Consider the following 17,089-nt stretch of genomic DNA (forward strand, 5'->3'; position numbering starts at 1 on the left):
CTATTTTTTAATTAAATATTTGTAAGAATATTTAAACATTTAATCATATTATGTTAAAATGTGGACACGAAAAACTTAAAGGGGATAAAAAGTTGAAAATACGAAAAAAGGAATCTACAAGGCAAACTTTTAAAATAATAGTCTATTCTTTTACGATCGCATTAATTGTTAAGATTTTTATTTTTTCACCCTTTATTGTTCAAGGTGCCTCGATGCAACCGACCCTACATAATCATGATTATTTGTTTGTTAACAAAGCCTCATTTCATATTTCATCTATAAATAGAGGTGAAGTTGTCATTATAAAAAAAGAAAATGACCCTAAGTATTATGTCAAAAGAATAATTGGTTTGCCAAGTGACAATGTTAATTTAACGAATGGACGCCTATACATTAATGGAAAACATCTATCTGAAAACTATTTAAATGACCATTTGAAAAATGTCTATAGAGAATATCTCCAATTTAATCAAGTGAAAGTACCTAACGGGTCGTATTTAGTAATGGGAGATAATCGATTGAATAGTAAAGATAGTAGAAATGGTTTAGGGTATATAAAGCAGTCTGAAATAGTCGGCAAAGTTGAAGGAGTTTTTTTTCCGTTTGATCGAGTAAGAATAATACACTAAAAGGAAAAGTAAAATGGATTAAATGGTAAAAAAAATTAGAAAAGGTTTTTCATTAAAATTTCATTTTCATTATATAAAGTTAAAAAGTAATAAAATTGAGACTTACAGGTATTTTAAGCTTTATTTAAGGAAATAAATCTTAAATATAAGAATAAATTTATCAAAACTGAAAGTAGGAATATATAATGAAAAAAAGTGAAGAGCTCTTATTGGAGGAAGAAATTACTCAAATTAAGAAGAACAATTGGTTATTAATGATCATAGCCATCATCACGATACCTTTCTTAGTAATAAATATGTAAAGTAGTAAAGCCTGGAATAGTTAGTTACCAGGCTTTTATGCTGTTTAAAAATAAATTGTCTATTATATAAGTAGTTTCGTGTTGTTTTCAAATCGTCTATGCCATTAGCTCTACTTTTTCTATTAATCTACAAAGGACGACAATATATTTGACTTCATACCTATCTGGGTATATAGTTCATTTTAACTAATGTAAAAATTTTACTTAGAAAGGAAAGATTTCTATGTCTTATGATGATCAAATAAAAAATAGAGTAAAAAGAATTGAAGGACAACTTAGAGGCATTTTAAAAATGATGGATGAGGATAAAGGATGTAAAGATGTTATAACTCAATTATCAGCAGTAAGATCGGCAATGGATCGTACAATTGGAGTCATCGTAAGTACGAATCTAATTGAATGTGTTAGACTAGCTGACGAAAATGGAGAAAGTGCAGAAGAGCTTGTAAAAGAAGCAGTAAGCTTATTAGTAAAAAGTAGATAAAAAACATTCATAAAACTGATCACCGGCCAAAATATTTCTGAACATCAACTTCTTGAAAGTAGGACTTAAATGGAACTGTTAAATATTCTAATCATCGTATTAATTGCTTATTTTCTAGTACAAACTTTTCTTCCAATCAAAGGGGTTAGGCAAATTTCAACAAATGAATTAAAAAATGAATTGAAAAGTAAGGAAAAACAATTCATTGATGTTAGAACCTCTGCAGAATATAAAGGAAGACATATTAAAGAATTCAAAAATATTCCATTGCATGTGTTAAAGCAAAATTTAAATCATCTATCAAAAGATCAAGAAACAATTATTATTTGCCAGAGTGGAATGAGAAGTAAAAAAGCATGTAAAGTTCTTAAAAAATTGGGTTATACCAATATTACAAATGTAAAAGGCGGAATGAGTACTTGGTCTTAATAAAGGAGAATAATTAATGAGAGAAATTACAGCAGAAAAACTTGAAGATCTACTAAAAAATGGAAATACTGTTAATATTATTGATGTTCGCGAGGCTGATGAAGTAGCAAACGGAATAATCCCCGGTGCGACGCATATTCCACTTGGATTAATCGAATTTCGCATGGCTGATCTAGATAAAAATAATGAATACATCGTTGTATGTCATGCTGGTGGCAGAAGTAGTCGAGCAGTACAGTTTTTAGAAAGTCATGGATTTAATGTTGTGAATATGACTGGCGGTATGCTTGCTTGGACAGGCGAAATTGAATAAACAAAATACCAAAATTGCTTATAAAAGAATATAAGCAATTTTTTTATATGTATTGAAAGATCACAACATACTCAGGTTCATTAGAAGAGAAAACACAAAAAGATGAAAGGACATACACATTAGGCTTCATGAGTAGATAAAAAAGCAAGAAAATGAGATTTAGTACCTCAAAAGGTGTTCATGAGTAAGTAAAAAGGGAAAAAGCTAAAATATGGTAACTCATAAGTGGTTCATGAGTAAGTAAAAAGGCGAGAAGCTGAGATATAGTACCTCATAAAGGCTTCATGAGGAAGTAAAGATGAAAAAAGCCGAAATATAGTACCTCATAAAGGCTTCATGAGGAAGTAAAGATGAAAAAAGCCGAAATATAGTACCTCATAAAGGGTTCATGAGGAAGTAAAGAGTCAAAAAGCCGAGATATAATACCTCATAAAAAGTTCATGAGGAAGTAAAGATGAAAAAAGCCGAGATATAGTACCTCATAAAAGGTTCATGAGTATTTAAAAAAGCCAAAAAATGAAATACCCCACTCATAAACGATCCTTTCGTAAACTTTCTATTAAAATGCACAATAAATCGGACTAACTATTGACATAAAAAACAGAATATTCTTATAATTAATTAAAATCTAATGTAACAAATAAACAGAAATTAATAGTATGTTTACCTTTGTCTAGTTTAACTAATTTGAACGATTTACTTTTAATCTACTATAAAGGGTGTTCAGATGAATCAAGTTAATGAATTAGAATGGTTTCCGTATCCTTTTAAAGATGAGATTTATCGTTACTCAAATAATTCTATTCTATTAGATCCACCTGCAAGCATCGAGATTACGCCTAAATATGAGAATGAAATAAAATTAAAAAGAAGCTTGTTACACAATTCACCAAGCCATTGTTATCAAGCACTTCCTACTAGTTTTGAAGGTCAATGGGAAATTGTAGAATTAGTTTTAGATCATTTAATAAAGTATTATCCAAACTTTTTTGAAGTTCATAAGGGTCATGAATATTGGACTATATATAATAAGCTGCTGAAGGAGGAGGAACAATTTAGCTTTGGTGATCTAACTTCTGTTTTAGGAAAGCCATTGAATTTCATAGGTAGACATGTACAAGAGGATTTAATTTATATGAGTCAACGAGATGGCGATTTATTTTTAGATGCTGGACATCTCTGTTTTCCTTCCAATTGGTCACTTACTTTTAAACTAGGAATGAGATTTAAAGAGATTCATCAGCCGATCCCTATGTTTAGTGAAAAATCATTGGATGATCGAATTCTTCGTTTCTTAAAAAATATTGAACAAGGAGCACCGTGGGCTCGTAAAAATTGGTCACTAATGGCAGGAAAAAGACTAGATACTTCATTAGAAACATTTGATCAATGGGGAAAAGATAGAAAAAAAGTTTCTACTGATAATGTCGGGAAATTTGTTCACTTACGCGTTGAAGTTCAAAAGTTATTTAGGTTGGCTGCTAGTAATGGGCTCCTATTTACGATTCATACTCACTTATTACCACTAGAGCAATTAACCTTAAAAAAGGAATGGTTAGAGCAATTTTATAAAATTCTATGTGAATTGCCGGATTTCATTTCAGATTATAAAGGAATCTCTTCATATAAAAAAGAAGTAATAACATATTTAAAAAATAAACTTGATGAAGTTGGGTAGAATGCGATGAATAATTTAATAGTTGAAGAAGCTAGTTTTATAGATGGAAAAAGAAAATATTTAATCTGTTCGAATCATAGAGGGAGGCCGTTAATTCAGCCAATCTTAGAAAAGTTACTTGAGAAAAATTATTCTTTTGATTTTGTATTCATTGGATTTGATTCAAGTCCAGAACAATTTCAAAACAATATTAAAACTTGGTTGCAAAGTCAGAAAATGGGTAGCTATTTATATATAGCACTTAGTAAAGAAGAGCTTAAAAATTTACGGCCAATTATAGAAGATGTAGGATTTTTTGAAGATGAAGTACAATATGTTGGGTATGGTGAACTGAACTCGAAGGTTTTTTGTTGTCGTTGTCATAGTTTAACTGAATTAAAAAATTTAGAAATTGGTAAAGAAATTCAGTGTCAAAACTGTCATTTATTACTTTCAGTTTCTGACCATTATTCGGTCCATTATGACGCATATTTAGGAAACATCGCTAAATTGTAGATGGGAGTGAATGTATTGATTGAGAATACGATACTAGTTCGTGTTAATGAAATAATGCAAATAACACAACAGGTTAAAGAATTTAGTTTTATTCCAATTGATGAATTTAATCTTCCAACTTTTAGTGGAGGTTCTCATATTAATACATATGTTGCTGCAGAAAATGAGATTATTTGCAGACCTTATTCTTTAGTTCATCATTCACTTATTGATAACACTTATAAAATTGCCATTCATTTAAGTTCGGAATCAAAGGGCGGTTCAAAATATTGGCATGAACGAATTAAAGTAGGTGATCGACTACGGATTAGCTATCCAAAAAATCATTTTCCGCTAAGTTCAAGAGCAAAACATCATGTGTTTTATGCAGCGGGTATTGGCATAACGCCTTTTTTATCGATGATGAAGGAATTAAAAAGTAAAAATAAATCTTTTGAACTTCACTATACTTCGGCAACTAAATCAAGTAGTGCATATTATGACTTTTTAAATGAATCTTATAAAGAAGAGACTACTTTTTACTTTACGAAAGAGCATAATTCTAGTCGAATAAAAGTTGAAACTCTTTTAGACCATTCAATCGGAACTCATGTATATTTTTGTGGTCCTAATCGGTTTATTTCTCAATTTAATGAATCTGCATATGCATTTGGCTATCCAAAATCAAGTGTCCATATTGAAGTTTTTACACCACAATTATTGGCTAACTCTAGACCATTTGAGGTTAGACTGGCGAATGGAACTACAAAACAAGTTCCCGTTGATAAAACTTTATTAGATGTTTTACTTGATGAGGGTATAAAAGTACCATATTCCTGTAAAGTTGGAAGATGTGGAACATGTGAAGTAAACGTAATCGATGGCCAAATTGAGCATCACGACTTCTTATTGGACGAGGATCAAAGAAAAAGCAATAAAATGATTTTAACTTGTGTCTCTAGGGCAAAATCAAATCAAATAATTCTTGAAATATAGAGTTCAATTTTAATACAGCTAGACTACCCATTTAATTGGTAGACTAGCTGTTTTATTTTTTTGCTTTTTTGTAAGGCTCTGTTAAAGTGTAATGTTGATTTTCAGGACTTTGCAGAAATTTCGCAAAATCCTAAAGTTATGAGGGGTACTTTGTTTGAGTAATCAGAGTGGAATACCTGAGGTAGAAAGAGAGAGTTTAATCATAGTCTTTGTAAATGAAACAACAATCGCACATACGAATGTTCTTACTGAAAAAGGTGTTATCGATGAGAGAGTTGTTTTTCGTTCGCGTAACACGAACAGAAACAACGTCATTGCACCTTGTAAAATGAACCATTTTTTTTGTTCTTATTGCTTAAATGATTCTAATCTTTGTATTTGAATTCCTTCGTCATCAAAGTTCTCTTCTGCCAACCATTGAGTTAATGCCTGATTATGTAGAGGCCATTCTTCTATTAGCATTGAAAACCAGGTGGTGCTTCGTGATCGGTTTTTATAGATAACGTTATTTCTAAAGGTACCTTCATACTTAAATCCTAAACGTTTTGCTGATTTAATGGAGGGAGCATTAAGAGAATCACATTTCCATTCATAGCGTCGGTATTGGAGTTCTTCGAAAACATACTTGGCTAATAAATGGTGTGCTTCGGTCGAGATTCTTGTCCTTCTTAAAGCATCCGAAAAATTAATACTTCCTACTTCGACTACCCCATTTGTCTGATCTATCCTCATTAAACTAAATATTCCAAGTGGTTTATTAGTCTCTTTATTTATCACAGCATAATAGATCTGTGTGCTACTTTCTATTTTTTCTAGTAATGTTTGTTCAAAATTTTCATAGTTGAGAGGTGGTTCGTCGGTTAAATAAGTCCAATTACTAGGATTAGAAATTTTATAGGCATTATAGAGATCTTTAGTATGTATACGAGATAATCTAGTGACAATAGTATGTTTTCCAACATAATACAGATCAGAAGGGAATTTTCTTTTCTCCCAATTGGACAAGTCCTCACCAATTGGCTGGTTGTATTTGTTTATTCTCTGATTCATTTAATCACCACATTTTAGTTATTTTTTACTACAGTATAGATGGAAGGCGTGCCGAATTTAAGTGTTTTAACCATTTTATTCATCTCATTTACCTTTATTCAAACACAATCTAGTAAAATCAAAAGTACCAGATGCGACAATTTTAATGGTACCAGCATTAAAGTGGGAGTGGAAATATGATTGAAATAACAACTGTTTTGGAATGTAAAAATGAAAAACCTATAGATTTAAGAAAGACAATTGGTTTTTAGATTCTAATTCAACAAACCTGCAATAATTCAATAGGAGATCGCATTTTTGTTGTTATTTTATTGATCTTGCCGTTGATAATACATACTAAAATATTGGAATTGGAAAGAAGCTAATTCAACTGGTGCATGAAAAAATAGGAAGTCTGCCTTAAATTTATTATCATCGACGTTAGCCCTGGAATTCGATCCTCGTATTGGTTTTGCAAAATCAGATAACAGTTTCATAATTAAAAGAAAGAGCATTGGACCATTTTAAATAAAAAAAGTGTGATTTCTTCTAAATTATGACTCGTTTTCTTGTTTAAATAATGTACATGCGTTCGTTATATACGGGTTAAAAAAGGCTGTCTAAATTAGACAGCCTTTTTTAGTTCAAATTTAACAGAGGCTTGTAGAAAAAACTAATTTCAAAATATATTTATAAATAAGAGCATTTAAAAAATACGTAATTTTCATAATTTTAGAGGATTTTTGAAAGTGTTTGTCGAAATTTTAATTATTCTTTGCATTTATATTCTTAATGAAAAGAAAAATCGAGTTTATTACATAGGTAAATTCGATGATCTAATTTATTTTTACATCTTATTAAATTAAGAGATAAAGAAAGGAGTGGCTTTATACATGTCAGAAAATACAAAAACTTCGAACCATAACTTGGAAGAGACTTTATTTGCTGAATTTCCAAAGCCTACTGTACAAGAGTGGAGAGATGTTGTTGAAAAATCCTTAAAAGGAGCCACTATTGAGGAAAAGCTTGTAACAAAAACATATGAAGAAATAATTTTGAAGCCGATGTATGTGGAAGAAGATATCGCTAACTATCCTTATTTAAACGCACAACCAGGGGAATTTCCTTTCGTTAGAGGAACTAGTGAACAAGGCTATCTAGAAAAGCCATGGGAAATTAGTCAAGAATTAGATTGTTCTTCGCCAATGGAGTTCAACTGTGTTGCAAAACATGATTTAGACAAAGGTCAAACGATGTTAAAGATTCAACTAAACGAATCTTTAGAAACAACTAGTAAAAATAATAATTCAAATAAAGGGTTAATCTTAACATCTATTAATGATTTTAGAATAGCCTTTCAAAATATAAATTTAGAGGAAGTTCCTTTATATATTGAAACAGTTAACGGCGGGCAAGCATTTTTTGGTTCATTTATCGCATATTTGCAACAACAAAATTACGATTTTAATAAAATAAATGGCTTTATTGGAATGGATCCGATCAGTAATTTAGTGAAAGAAGGGACACTTCCGTATTCTCTTGAAAATGCTTACAAAATGATGGCTGAGATCACAAAATGGTCAATTAATCATACAGCAAATTTAAGAAATATTTTAGTTCAGTCACATCCTTATCACGATGCAGGAGGAAATGCAGTGCAAGAATTAGCATTTGCTATTTCAACTGGATTAGAGTACCTACGTGAAATGGATAACCAACAAATTTCACTTGATGATGCAGCAACTAAAATACTTTTCTCGTTTTCTGTCGGATCGAACTTCTTTATGGAAATAGCAAAATTAAGAGCAGCTAGAATGATTTGGGCAAGAATTATAAAAGAATTAGGTGGCAATGAAGCTTCACAAAAAATGAACATTCATTCACGTACATCTGCATGGACAAAAACGATTTATGATCCTTATGTAAATATACTTAGGGGGACTGTTGAAGCTTTTGCAGGCGTAATTGGAGGTTCTGACTCACTTCATGTTTCGCCATTCGATGAATCGATAAAATCATCTGATGAGTTTTCTAGACGTATTGCGAGAAATACACATTTAATTCTTGAAAAAGAATCAAATTTATCAAAAGTCTCTGATCCAGCTGGTGGTTCTTGGTATATTGAATCACTTACTTACTCTTTGGCTGAAAAGGCATGGGAACTATTCCAAAAGATTGAAGAAAAAGGCGGAATGGTTAAGGCAATACAAGAAGGTTTCCCTCAAGCATTAGTTAGACAGGTTGCAGAAGAAAAATCGAGCAACATAAAAAATAGAAAAGTTAAATTTATTGGGACTAATATTTATCCAAATCTGAATGAAACCGGGTTAGAGAAAAAAGAATTGGATCGTGCAGATGTTGAAGTGACTAAAGAAAACTTCGAAGGCGGTTCCGAACATTTCGTATTACAAAGTAGTTGTTCAATTGAAGATATAATTGATGCAGCAAATAATGGTGCATCAATAACGAACATTATAAATGCAATGAATTTAGTAGACTCAGAACTTCTTAGTGTTAATCAATTAAACATACATCGTGGTGCACAACCATATGAATCATTACGCCAAAATTCTCAAAGCTATAAAAATAGTACAGGTGAATTTCCAACTGTATTTGTAGCAAATTTCGGACAAGTTGCAGCATATAAACCTCGAACGGACTTTGTTACTGATTTCTTTGAAGTTGGAGGATTTAAGGTGCTACAAAATAAAGGCTTTACATCCATTGATGAAGTAATCGAATCATTTAAAAAATCAGAATCGACAATTGTTGTCATTTGTTCAACTGATGATCAATATTCAGAAGTTGTACCTACTATAACAAATCAGATTAAAACAATTAATCCGAATGCAAAAGTACTTTTAGCAGGAAAGCCGTCAATAGATGATATGAATTTATACAAACAAGTTGGAATTGATGATTTCATTCATATTAATGTAAATAATTTCGAAAAGTTACAAAATCTTCAAAAGGATGGAGGGATTTTGAAATGAACAAACTAACAGACTTTACAAAGATGCCATTTAATACAACATTTTCTGCGCCAAATATAGCACCTCCTAAACAGATGCAAGTTAATCAAGATGATTGGAAAACTTTAGAACAAATAGATGTAAAACCATTATATGATTCGACTGATCTTAATCAGATGGAGCACTTAGGATATGTTTCTGGAATTGCTCCGTTTTTACGTGGACCGTACCCTGCGATGTATATTAACAAACCTTGGACAATTCGCCAATACGCAGGATTTTCAACAGCAGAAGAGAGTAATGCATTTTATCGAAGAAATTTAGCTGCTGGACAAAAAGGTTTATCGATTGCTTTTGATTTAGCTACTCACCGTGGATATGATTCAGATCATCCTCGTGTTGAAGGGGATGTTGGAAAAGCAGGGGTTGCAATTGATTCAATCCTTGATATGAAAATTTTATTTGATGGTATTCCGTTAGATAAAATGTCAGTTTCAATGACAATGAATGGAGCTGTACTTCCCGTTTTAGCATTTTATATTGTTGCTGCTGAAGAACAAGGAGTTCATCAATCACAGCTTACAGGAACGATTCAAAACGATATTTTGAAAGAATATATGGTGAGAAATACTTATATTTACCCACCAGAAGCATCAATGCGTATTATCGCTGATATTTTTTCTTATACTTCACAAAATATGCCTAAATTTAACAGCATCAGTATATCTGGTTACCATATGCAAGAAGCAGGGGCAACTGCAGATATCGAATTAGGCTATACTTTAGCAAATGGATTGGAATATGTTCGAACGGGTTTAAAAGCGGGAATCGATATTGATTCGTTTGCGCCTCGTTTATCATTTTTCTGGGGAATCGGAATGAACTATTTCATGGAAATCGCAAAAATGAGAGCAGGACGCATGCTTTGGGCTAAATTGATAAAATCATTTGATCCAAAGAAAGAAAAATCTATGGCGTTACGAACGCATTCACAAACATCTGGTTGGAGTTTAACAGAACAAGATCCATTTAATAATGTGACTCGTACTTGTATTGAAGCCATGGCTGCAGTGTTAGGACATACTCAATCACTTCATACGAATGCTTTAGATGAAGCAATTGCATTACCAACGGATTTCTCTGCTCGCATTGCCCGTAATACGCAGCTTTATTTACAAGAAGAAACTGGAATTTGTAATGTAGTGGACCCTTGGGGAGGCTCATATTACGTTGAATCGTTAACAAATGAATTAGTTCAAAAAGCATGGGCACATATTCAAGAGGTTGAATCATTAGGTGGTATGGCAAAAGCGATTGAAACTGGTTTACCAAAGATGAGAATTGAAGAAGCTGCGGCAAGACGTCAAGCTCACATCGATTCAAGTAAAGAAACAATTATTGGCGTTAATAAATATCGCCTTGAAAAAGAAGATCCATTAGATGTTTTAGAAGTCGACAATACTGCAGTTCGTGAAGCACAAATTATGCGATTACAAGAGCTTCGAGCATCTAGAGATGAAGCAAAAGTTCAGGCAGCATTAACCACAATTACTGAGGCTGCGGTGTCTGGGGAAGGTAATTTGTTAGCGCTTGCAATTGAGGCTGCTAGAGCTCGCGCAACATTAGGTGAAATTTCGGATGCTTACGAAAAAGTAGTAGGTAGACATAAAGCCGTTATTCGTTCAATTATGGGCGTTTACAGTGCGGAATACGGTGAAAAAGATGAAATAGAGATTGTACGTAAAATGGCTGATGATTTTGAAGAGAACGAAGGTCGTCGTCCTCGAATTATGATTGCTAAACTGGGACAAGACGGTCATGATCGTGGAGCGAAAGTAATCGCAACAGCATTTGCTGATTTAGGCTTTGACGTAGATATCGGCCCTTTATTCCAAACACCAGCGGAAACGGCACTTCAAGCAGTTGAAAATGATGTTCATGTTATCGGAATGAGTTCTTTAGCAGGAGGGCATAAAACACTACTTCCACAATTGATGGAAGAATTAAAAAAACTAGGACGACAAGACATTGTTCTTGTTGCTGGAGGGGTAATACCAGCAGGGGACTATGAATTTTTATTGAAAAACGGAGCAGCAGCAATCTTCGGACCAGGTACTGTTATCCCAGTTGCGGCACAAAAGGTTATTGAAGAAATTAATCGCCGACTTGAGGATTCGATTTAAATGGATCAAGAAAACAAAAGAAAGAAAAAGCTTTCTGAAGACGACTATGTAAATGGAGTACTTGAAGGCAATCGAACTATTTTAGCCCAAACAATTACCCTTATAGAAAGTAATTCGTCAGCTCATATGAATTCTGCACAAAATGTGTTGACGAGGTTGCTTCCTCATTCAGGTCGTTCGATCCGGATTGGAATAACTGGGGTTCCAGGAGCCGGTAAAAGTAGTTTAATAGAAAGCTTTGGAACATATTTGTGTGAACAAGGACATAAAGTAGCCGTTTTAACAATCGATCCAAGTAGCACAATTACAAAAGGTAGTATTTTAGGAGACAAAACAAGAATGGATTCTCTTTCAAAGAATCCTAATGCATTTATAAGACCTTCTGCATCGGGTGGTTCTCTTGGTGGAATTGCACGTAAAACACGAGAATCTATGCTAGTATGCGAAGCAGCAGGCTATGACGTGATATTAATCGAAACTGTCGGTGTTGGACAAAGTGAAGTACAGGTTCGTTCAATGGTAGATTTTTTTCTTTTAGTCATGCTAACCGGGGCCGGAGATGAGCTACAAGGAATTAAAAAAGGCATCATGGAACTTGCAGATTCAATTGTCATCAATAAAGCCGATGGACAAAACAAATTAAAAGCCAATGCGGCTAAGGCTGAATTTAATCGAATACTTCACTTATTACAGCCTTCAACTCCTGGTTGGTCAAGCAAAGCATATACAGTTTCAGCGTTACTAGGTGAAGGAATTGAAGAAATATGGAATGAAATTAATGCTTTTAAAGATCTAACAACTGAGTCAGGCTATTTTTCTTTGCGCCGACAAAAACAAATGATTGATTGGATGTACAACATGGTTTTTGAACAGTTGAAACTAAGTTTTATGAATCATGAAAGTGTGAAACTAAATTTAAAAACGATTGAAAGCTCAATTGTAAATGGAGAATTAACAGCAACTTCAGCTGCAAACTATTTATTATCCATTTTTGAAGGCAATAGGAGGGAGACATTGTAATGCATGAGACTAGTCCTAAAAAAATTAACCATATTGGAATTGCAGTAAGAGATTTAGAGACTTCTATTCAATTGTATACGAATGTACTTGGCTTAAAACTGAAAGGAATTGAAACAGTTGAAAGTGAAAAAGTACGAGTAGCATTTATCGAAATCGGTGAAGTGAAAATTGAGCTTTTAGAAGCAACTAGTCCAGAAAGCCCAATTGCAAAGTTTATTGAGAAAAAAGGCGAAGGAATTCATCATATTGCATTAGAAACAGAAAACTGTGAGAAACAGCTTGAAGTTGTGAAAGAACACGGAATTAAACTAATTAATGAAGTTCCAAAAAAGGGTGCGCACGACAGCCTAGTTGCATTCCTTCATCCAAATTCAACGAATAAAGTATTGTTTGAGCTATGCCAACCATCATCAAGTGTTTCTGAGAAAGGAAGTTGAATAAAGTCATGACAACAGCATATGAGAAAATAAATGAATTAATGGATCGTAAGAGAGTAATTGAATTAGGCGGTGGAGACGAACGAATAGATTCACAGCATAATAGAGGGAAATTAACTGCTAGAGAACGTATTAATCTTTTATTAGATGAAGATACTTTTGTCGAATTAAATCCCTTTATTAAACATCGCGCTACGAATTTTGGAATGGATAAAATAGATAGTCCGGGTGAAGGTGTTGTTACAGGTTACGGTAAAGTACATGGACGTCTAATTTATGTATTTGCGCAAGACTTTACAGTTTTTGGTGGAGCATTAGGTGAAATGCACGCTTTAAAAATTGCGAAAGTTATGGACTTAGCAGCAAAAGTTGGTGCTCCGATTATAGGGTTAAATGATTCTGGTGGTGCTAGAATACAAGAAGGAGTAGTTTCTTTAGACGGTTACGGACATGTATTTTATCGCAATTCGATTTATTCTGGCGTTATACCACAAATTTCTGTCATAATGGGACCGTGTGCAGGAGGAGCAGTCTATTCACCTGCAATTACTGATTTTGTTTTTATGGTTGAAAAGACGAGCCAAATGTTTATTACTGGTCCAAAAGTAATCGAGACAATAACTGGTGAACAAATTACATCTGAAAATCTAGGAGGAGCAAAAGTTCATTCTTCGATTAGCGGTGTAGCACATTTCACTGAAGAATCAGAACCTGAGATTTTAGAGCAGGTGCGTAGACTTATTAGCTTTTTACCTCAAAATAATAATGAAAAACCAGAAGGCGTTCCATTTTTCGAAAAAGATGATTGGAGAGAAGATCTAATTGACTTAGTTCCGATCGAATCTACGAAAGTTTACGATGTAAGAAAAGTGATTGAGCAAATTCTTGATAATGGTGACTTCATGGAAGTACAACCAAACTTTGCAAAGAACATCGTTATTGGGTTTGGTCGAATTGATGGACATAGCGTTGGAATCATAGCAAATCAGCCAAAAGTAATGGCTGGTGGTCTTGACATTAATTCTTCTGATAAACTTTCAAGATTTATCCGTTTCTGCGATTCATTTAATATTCCTTTAATTACATTTGAAGATGTAACAGGTTTCTTCCCAGGTGTAAACCAGGAGCATGGTGGAATTATTCGTCACGGAGCTAAAATTTTATATGCATATTCAGAAGCTACAGTTCCAAAAATTACTGTAATCTTAAGGAAAGCATACGGTGGGGCATATGTAGCAATGAATTCTAAAGCAATTGGTGCAGATGTAGTATACGCTTGGCCAAATGCAGAAATCGCCGTGATGGGACCAGAAGGAGCAGCGAATATTATCTTTGCAAAAGAAATCAATCAAAGTATCGATCCAATTGCAACTCGTGCTGAAAAAATTTCAGAATATAGAGAAATGTTTGCAAACCCATATGTTGCAGCTTCTCACGGTATGGTCGATGATGTTATTGATCCAAGAGAAACACGTAAAGTCTTAAAACAATCCTTAGAAATGTTAAGAACAAAAAGTGAAACAAGACCTAACAAGAAACATGGAAATATACCGCTTTAAAAATTAGGGAATTGAGGAGTATATTAGTTATGGAAATAACCGGTACTAAACTTCCTCTACTGTGAAAATTTTGGTCGAGTTAACAAGTCCTTATTAAAACAGAGTGACTAGATATACTTAAAGATTAGTATATCTAGTTTTTTTGTGAGAAAATGTTAAAAATTACATTTTAATAAATTGATTAATATATTGACAAATAAAAATATTTGTGTTATAATTATATATTTTTATGTTGACTGGGTGGGCTATAATCGGTACGATAGTACTTGGAAATGATTCACAATATAGTTCGGGAGTGATTTTATGCTTGGTAGTAGTAAGATTCAAATGTTAAGCATTACGATGAATTCAAATGGTATGACAAATACTATTCATCCAACACTAATTTGGGATGACGAAGATGTTGTATTAATTGATACAGGTTATCCAGGACAATTAAACGAATTTCAAAATTGCTTTGAAACGGTTGGAGTACCTTTTGAAAAACTTAATAAAATACTGATTACTCATCAAGATATAGATCATATTGGCAGTCTTTCTGTGATCGTAGAAGAATTTACTTATAAAATTGAAGTCTATGCGAGTGAAATAGAAAAACCTTATATTCAAGGTGAAAAGTTACTTATTAAAATTACACCGGAAAAAATTGCGAATGCTGTAGCGTCATTGCCAGCAGATACAACAGATGCATTTCGAAAAGCATTTAAAAACAGATTAGAAAACCCGCCAAAAGGTAAAGTTAACCATATTGTTACACCAGGAAATGATTTGGCAATTTGTGGTGGTATTACTGTAATTGACACTGCTGGACATACACCAGGACATATAAGCTTTTATCATAAAGAGTCGAAAACATTAGTCGCAGGAGATGCACTAATGATTGAAAATGGTCAATTAAATCCTTCAAACCCGGGGTACACATATGATATTGATCAATCGATAAAATCACTTGAGGCTTTATTATCATTCGATATTGAAAAAGTGATTTGTTATCATGGTGGATTATTTGAAGGGAATGTAAAAGAAAGATTAAGTGAAATCATTCAATAAAATATTGAAAAATCGTTTTTGGAGGCAAAAATATGAGTAACAGGAATTATCAAGAATTAATAAAAGATCGTGTCTTTTTCGGTGGGGCAGATGACGTGAAAGACATGATGGAAAACGAAAATGCAGATATTGTTTTTGATCTAAGAGTAAAAAATTATGAGGTTGACCCTCAAATTAACCGTGTACATAGTCCGATTGTTGATGATAAAGTAGAACAAGCAGAAACACTTAAAAAAGCGATTGATCAAGTAGTAGAAGCTTATCAAAATGATCAAAAAGTGTATTTCCATTGTGGTGGTGGTAATACTCGTGCAGGTACTGTAGCAATTGGAGCATTAATTGCACTAAACAAAGCTGAAACAATTGAAGAAGCCGAAAAAATGGCTAGATCAATACGTCCAACAATTAAATCGAATCCTGATATGAAGGAATCTTTAAAAAAGATTTTTCCTAATGCTTAAATAAAAAAAACGCTAATTATACAAATTTGTTTTGTATCATTTAGCGTTTTTTATTAAGAAATACCATTTAAATGATCTCTTACATACTTTATAAATTCATTTTTGTCACTTGTATTTTCTTTGGTATTTGGAGATATTACCCAAAAGTCCTGATAAATATAATCTGTTTCTTTAATTGGGATTATTTTTAGTTCGCCGCTTAATACTTCTGGGAAATATTTTAAAGTTGTATTATGCACAAATGTAAAAACGCGTCCTTCCTTTATTAATTCAATAAGTGTCATTGTGCGATTTGATTTTATAACGATCTCATTTTTAAATTTTTTAGCTAATTGTAGAAAACCTTTATTGGAAAAATTATACATTATCACTTTTTGATGAAGTAAATTTTCAGCAGTCACATGATCTAATTCATATAAAGGAGAATTTTTGCCTACAATAATACAAATATTTCCTTTACTTAAAAATTCGTAATTAATATTATTTTCCTTTTCTAATTCCGCTTTTGAAGAGACAACTAACGCTAAGTCAAAGTCCTCTTTTGTTAAATTGTTAATAATCTGAGGTGACCCTTGTTCAATTAATTCAATCGTAGCGCCGTTGTTATTCCCAGAGTATTTTTTTAAAACATCGTGAATTGTATAAGTAAAAGTAGGTGCACATGCAATTTTCATATGTTTTACTCTAGTTTCCTTAAAATCGGAAAGCTGTTCTTTTAATTCTTTTAAATTATTTAAAATTTCATTCGACCTAGATAATACTAACTCTCCCTCAAAAGTTAAAGTAATTCCACCTCTAGAACGATTAAATATATTTATTTCTAATTCTCTTTCAAGTTGACTAATGGCTTGACTAACCCCAGAAGGAGAAATATGCAATTTTTTCGCTGCCTTTGAAATCGACTTCTCATTCGCGATACTTACAACATATTCTAGTTGTTCAAAGTTCATATTAACCTCCTAATATAAAAACATCCTATCCATAGTTTAATATATTTAAGTGCATTACATTGTTAAGTATTACTTAACAATAGCTTAACATATATGAAATATAAATTCTTTCGTAAACAATGT

General features: G+C 32.7%; 17 protein-coding genes. 15 read left to right on the top strand and 2 right to left on the bottom strand.

What is annotated here, in order from left to right; genetic code table 11:
- Window positions 1-92: 92 nt before the first annotated feature.
- The 8 genes from lepB to ACFVR2_RS06450 all read left to right on the top strand — a co-directional run bounded on the left by lepB (window position 93) and on the right by ACFVR2_RS06450 (window position 5,687).
- Window positions 93-629 carry a signal peptidase I gene (lepB, locus tag ACFVR2_RS06415; protein WP_387359918.1) on the top strand — a complete coding sequence of 179 codons (537 nt, stop codon included), beginning with the start codon at window positions 93-95 and terminating at the stop codon, window positions 627-629.
- A gap of 525 nt (window positions 630-1,154) precedes the next feature.
- A complete protein-coding gene (locus ACFVR2_RS06420; protein WP_387359920.1) occupies window positions 1,155-1,415 on the top strand; it encodes a metal-sensitive transcriptional regulator in 261 nt (86 codons plus the stop codon).
- Window positions 1,416-1,484: 69 nt separating this feature from the next.
- Complete coding sequence (locus tag ACFVR2_RS06425) at window positions 1,485-1,844, top strand: rhodanese-like domain-containing protein (RefSeq protein WP_387359922.1); 360 nt, start codon at window positions 1,485-1,487, stop codon at window positions 1,842-1,844.
- Window positions 1,845-1,860: 16 nt separating this feature from the next.
- Window positions 1,861-2,157: a rhodanese-like domain-containing protein gene (locus ACFVR2_RS06430; protein WP_098862752.1), complete on the top strand. Its 297-nt coding sequence runs from the start codon at window positions 1,861-1,863 to the stop codon at window positions 2,155-2,157.
- Window positions 2,158-2,884: 727 nt separating this feature from the next.
- Window positions 2,885-3,835, top strand: coding sequence for a heme-dependent oxidative N-demethylase family protein (locus tag ACFVR2_RS06435; protein WP_387359924.1), 951 nt, complete (start codon window positions 2,885-2,887; stop codon window positions 3,833-3,835).
- Window positions 3,836-3,841: 6 nt separating this feature from the next.
- Window positions 3,842-4,330: a hypothetical protein gene (locus tag ACFVR2_RS06440; protein ID WP_387359926.1), complete on the top strand. Its 489-nt coding sequence runs from the start codon at window positions 3,842-3,844 to the stop codon at window positions 4,328-4,330.
- A gap of 6 nt (window positions 4,331-4,336) precedes the next feature.
- Window positions 4,337-5,305 (top strand): PDR/VanB family oxidoreductase, encoded by a 969-nt coding sequence (locus ACFVR2_RS06445; RefSeq protein WP_387359928.1) that lies wholly within the window; start codon window positions 4,337-4,339, stop codon window positions 5,303-5,305.
- Window positions 5,306-5,459: 154 nt separating this feature from the next.
- Window positions 5,460-5,687 carry a hypothetical protein gene (locus ACFVR2_RS06450; protein ID WP_387359930.1) on the top strand — a complete coding sequence of 76 codons (228 nt, stop codon included), beginning with the start codon at window positions 5,460-5,462 and terminating at the stop codon, window positions 5,685-5,687.
- Here the strand turns inward: ACFVR2_RS06450 and ACFVR2_RS06455 are convergent.
- Window positions 5,654-6,355 carry a GNAT family N-acetyltransferase gene (locus ACFVR2_RS06455; RefSeq protein WP_387359933.1) on the bottom strand — a complete coding sequence of 234 codons (702 nt, stop codon included), beginning with the start codon at window positions 6,353-6,355 and terminating at the stop codon, window positions 5,654-5,656. The two genes, ACFVR2_RS06450 and ACFVR2_RS06455, sit on opposite strands and share 34 nt — an antisense overlap.
- Window positions 6,356-7,227: 872 nt before the next feature.
- On the opposite strand from ACFVR2_RS06455, the gene ACFVR2_RS06460 reads away from it, so the two are divergent.
- The 7 genes from ACFVR2_RS06460 to ACFVR2_RS06490 all read left to right on the top strand — a co-directional run bounded on the left by ACFVR2_RS06460 (window position 7,228) and on the right by ACFVR2_RS06490 (window position 16,016).
- Window positions 7,228-9,327: a methylmalonyl-CoA mutase family protein gene (locus ACFVR2_RS06460; protein ID WP_387359935.1), complete on the top strand. Its 2,100-nt coding sequence runs from the start codon at window positions 7,228-7,230 to the stop codon at window positions 9,325-9,327.
- On the top strand, window positions 9,324-11,489 hold the full coding sequence (gene scpA / locus ACFVR2_RS06465) for a methylmalonyl-CoA mutase (RefSeq protein WP_387359937.1): 2,166 nt from the start codon (window positions 9,324-9,326) through the stop codon (window positions 11,487-11,489). Before ACFVR2_RS06460 ends, scpA begins: the two co-directional genes overlap by 4 nt.
- Entirely contained in the window at window positions 11,490-12,509 is a 1,020-nt protein-coding gene (gene meaB / locus ACFVR2_RS06470; RefSeq protein WP_387359939.1) for a methylmalonyl Co-A mutase-associated GTPase MeaB, read from the top strand.
- Complete coding sequence (gene mce / locus ACFVR2_RS06475) at window positions 12,509-12,946, top strand: methylmalonyl-CoA epimerase (RefSeq protein ID WP_387359941.1); 438 nt, start codon at window positions 12,509-12,511, stop codon at window positions 12,944-12,946. The genes meaB and mce overlap by 1 nt, the downstream gene beginning before the upstream one ends.
- A gap of 8 nt (window positions 12,947-12,954) precedes the next feature.
- Entirely contained in the window at window positions 12,955-14,505 is a 1,551-nt protein-coding gene (locus tag ACFVR2_RS06480) for an acyl-CoA carboxylase subunit beta (protein ID WP_387360462.1), read from the top strand.
- A 303-nt stretch (window positions 14,506-14,808) separates the two neighbouring features.
- Window positions 14,809-15,555: an MBL fold metallo-hydrolase gene (locus ACFVR2_RS06485; protein WP_387359943.1), complete on the top strand. Its 747-nt coding sequence runs from the start codon at window positions 14,809-14,811 to the stop codon at window positions 15,553-15,555.
- A gap of 32 nt (window positions 15,556-15,587) precedes the next feature.
- The gene (locus ACFVR2_RS06490) at window positions 15,588-16,016 is read left to right on the top strand and encodes a protein-tyrosine phosphatase family protein (RefSeq protein WP_387359945.1); all 429 of its coding nucleotides are present in this window, start codon (window positions 15,588-15,590) and stop codon (window positions 16,014-16,016) included.
- Window positions 16,017-16,069: 53 nt separating this feature from the next.
- Here the strand turns inward: ACFVR2_RS06490 and ACFVR2_RS06495 are convergent, their stop codons facing one another.
- A complete protein-coding gene (locus tag ACFVR2_RS06495; protein WP_387359948.1) occupies window positions 16,070-16,966 on the bottom strand; it encodes a LysR family transcriptional regulator in 897 nt (298 codons plus the stop codon).
- Window positions 16,967-17,089 lie beyond the last annotated feature (123 nt).

It is taken from the genome of Gottfriedia sp. NPDC057991 (assembly GCF_042886615.1).
GTDB lineage: Bacteria > Bacillota > Bacilli > Bacillales > Bacillaceae_G > Gottfriedia.

Bases quoted from the DNA above. Each gene is read 5' to 3' on its own strand.
- ACFVR2_RS06420 (WP_387359920.1), top strand. From the start codon at position 1,155: ATGTCTTATGATGATCAAATAAAAAATAGAGTAAAAAGAATTGAAGGA.
- ACFVR2_RS06425 (WP_387359922.1), top strand. From the start codon at position 1,485: ATGGAACTGTTAAATATTCTAATCATCGTATTAATTGCTTATTTTCTA.
- ACFVR2_RS06430 (WP_098862752.1), top strand. From the start codon at position 1,861: ATGAGAGAAATTACAGCAGAAAAACTTGAAGATCTACTAAAAAATGGA.
- ACFVR2_RS06435 (WP_387359924.1), top strand. From the start codon at position 2,885: ATGAATCAAGTTAATGAATTAGAATGGTTTCCGTATCCTTTTAAAGAT.
- ACFVR2_RS06440 (WP_387359926.1), top strand. From the start codon at position 3,842: ATGAATAATTTAATAGTTGAAGAAGCTAGTTTTATAGATGGAAAAAGA.
- ACFVR2_RS06455 (WP_387359933.1), bottom strand. From the start codon at position 6,355: ATGAATCAGAGAATAAACAAATACAACCAGCCAATTGGTGAGGACTTG.
- ACFVR2_RS06460 (WP_387359935.1), top strand. From the start codon at position 7,228: ATGTCAGAAAATACAAAAACTTCGAACCATAACTTGGAAGAGACTTTA.
- scpA (WP_387359937.1), top strand. From the start codon at position 9,324: ATGAACAAACTAACAGACTTTACAAAGATGCCATTTAATACAACATTT.
- meaB (WP_387359939.1), top strand. From the start codon at position 11,490: ATGGATCAAGAAAACAAAAGAAAGAAAAAGCTTTCTGAAGACGACTAT.
- mce (WP_387359941.1), top strand. From the start codon at position 12,509: ATGCATGAGACTAGTCCTAAAAAAATTAACCATATTGGAATTGCAGTA.
- ACFVR2_RS06480 (WP_387360462.1), top strand. From the start codon at position 12,955: ATGACAACAGCATATGAGAAAATAAATGAATTAATGGATCGTAAGAGA.
- ACFVR2_RS06485 (WP_387359943.1), top strand. From the start codon at position 14,809: ATGCTTGGTAGTAGTAAGATTCAAATGTTAAGCATTACGATGAATTCA.
- ACFVR2_RS06490 (WP_387359945.1), top strand. From the start codon at position 15,588: ATGAGTAACAGGAATTATCAAGAATTAATAAAAGATCGTGTCTTTTTC.
- ACFVR2_RS06495 (WP_387359948.1), bottom strand. From the start codon at position 16,966: ATGAACTTTGAACAACTAGAATATGTTGTAAGTATCGCGAATGAGAAG.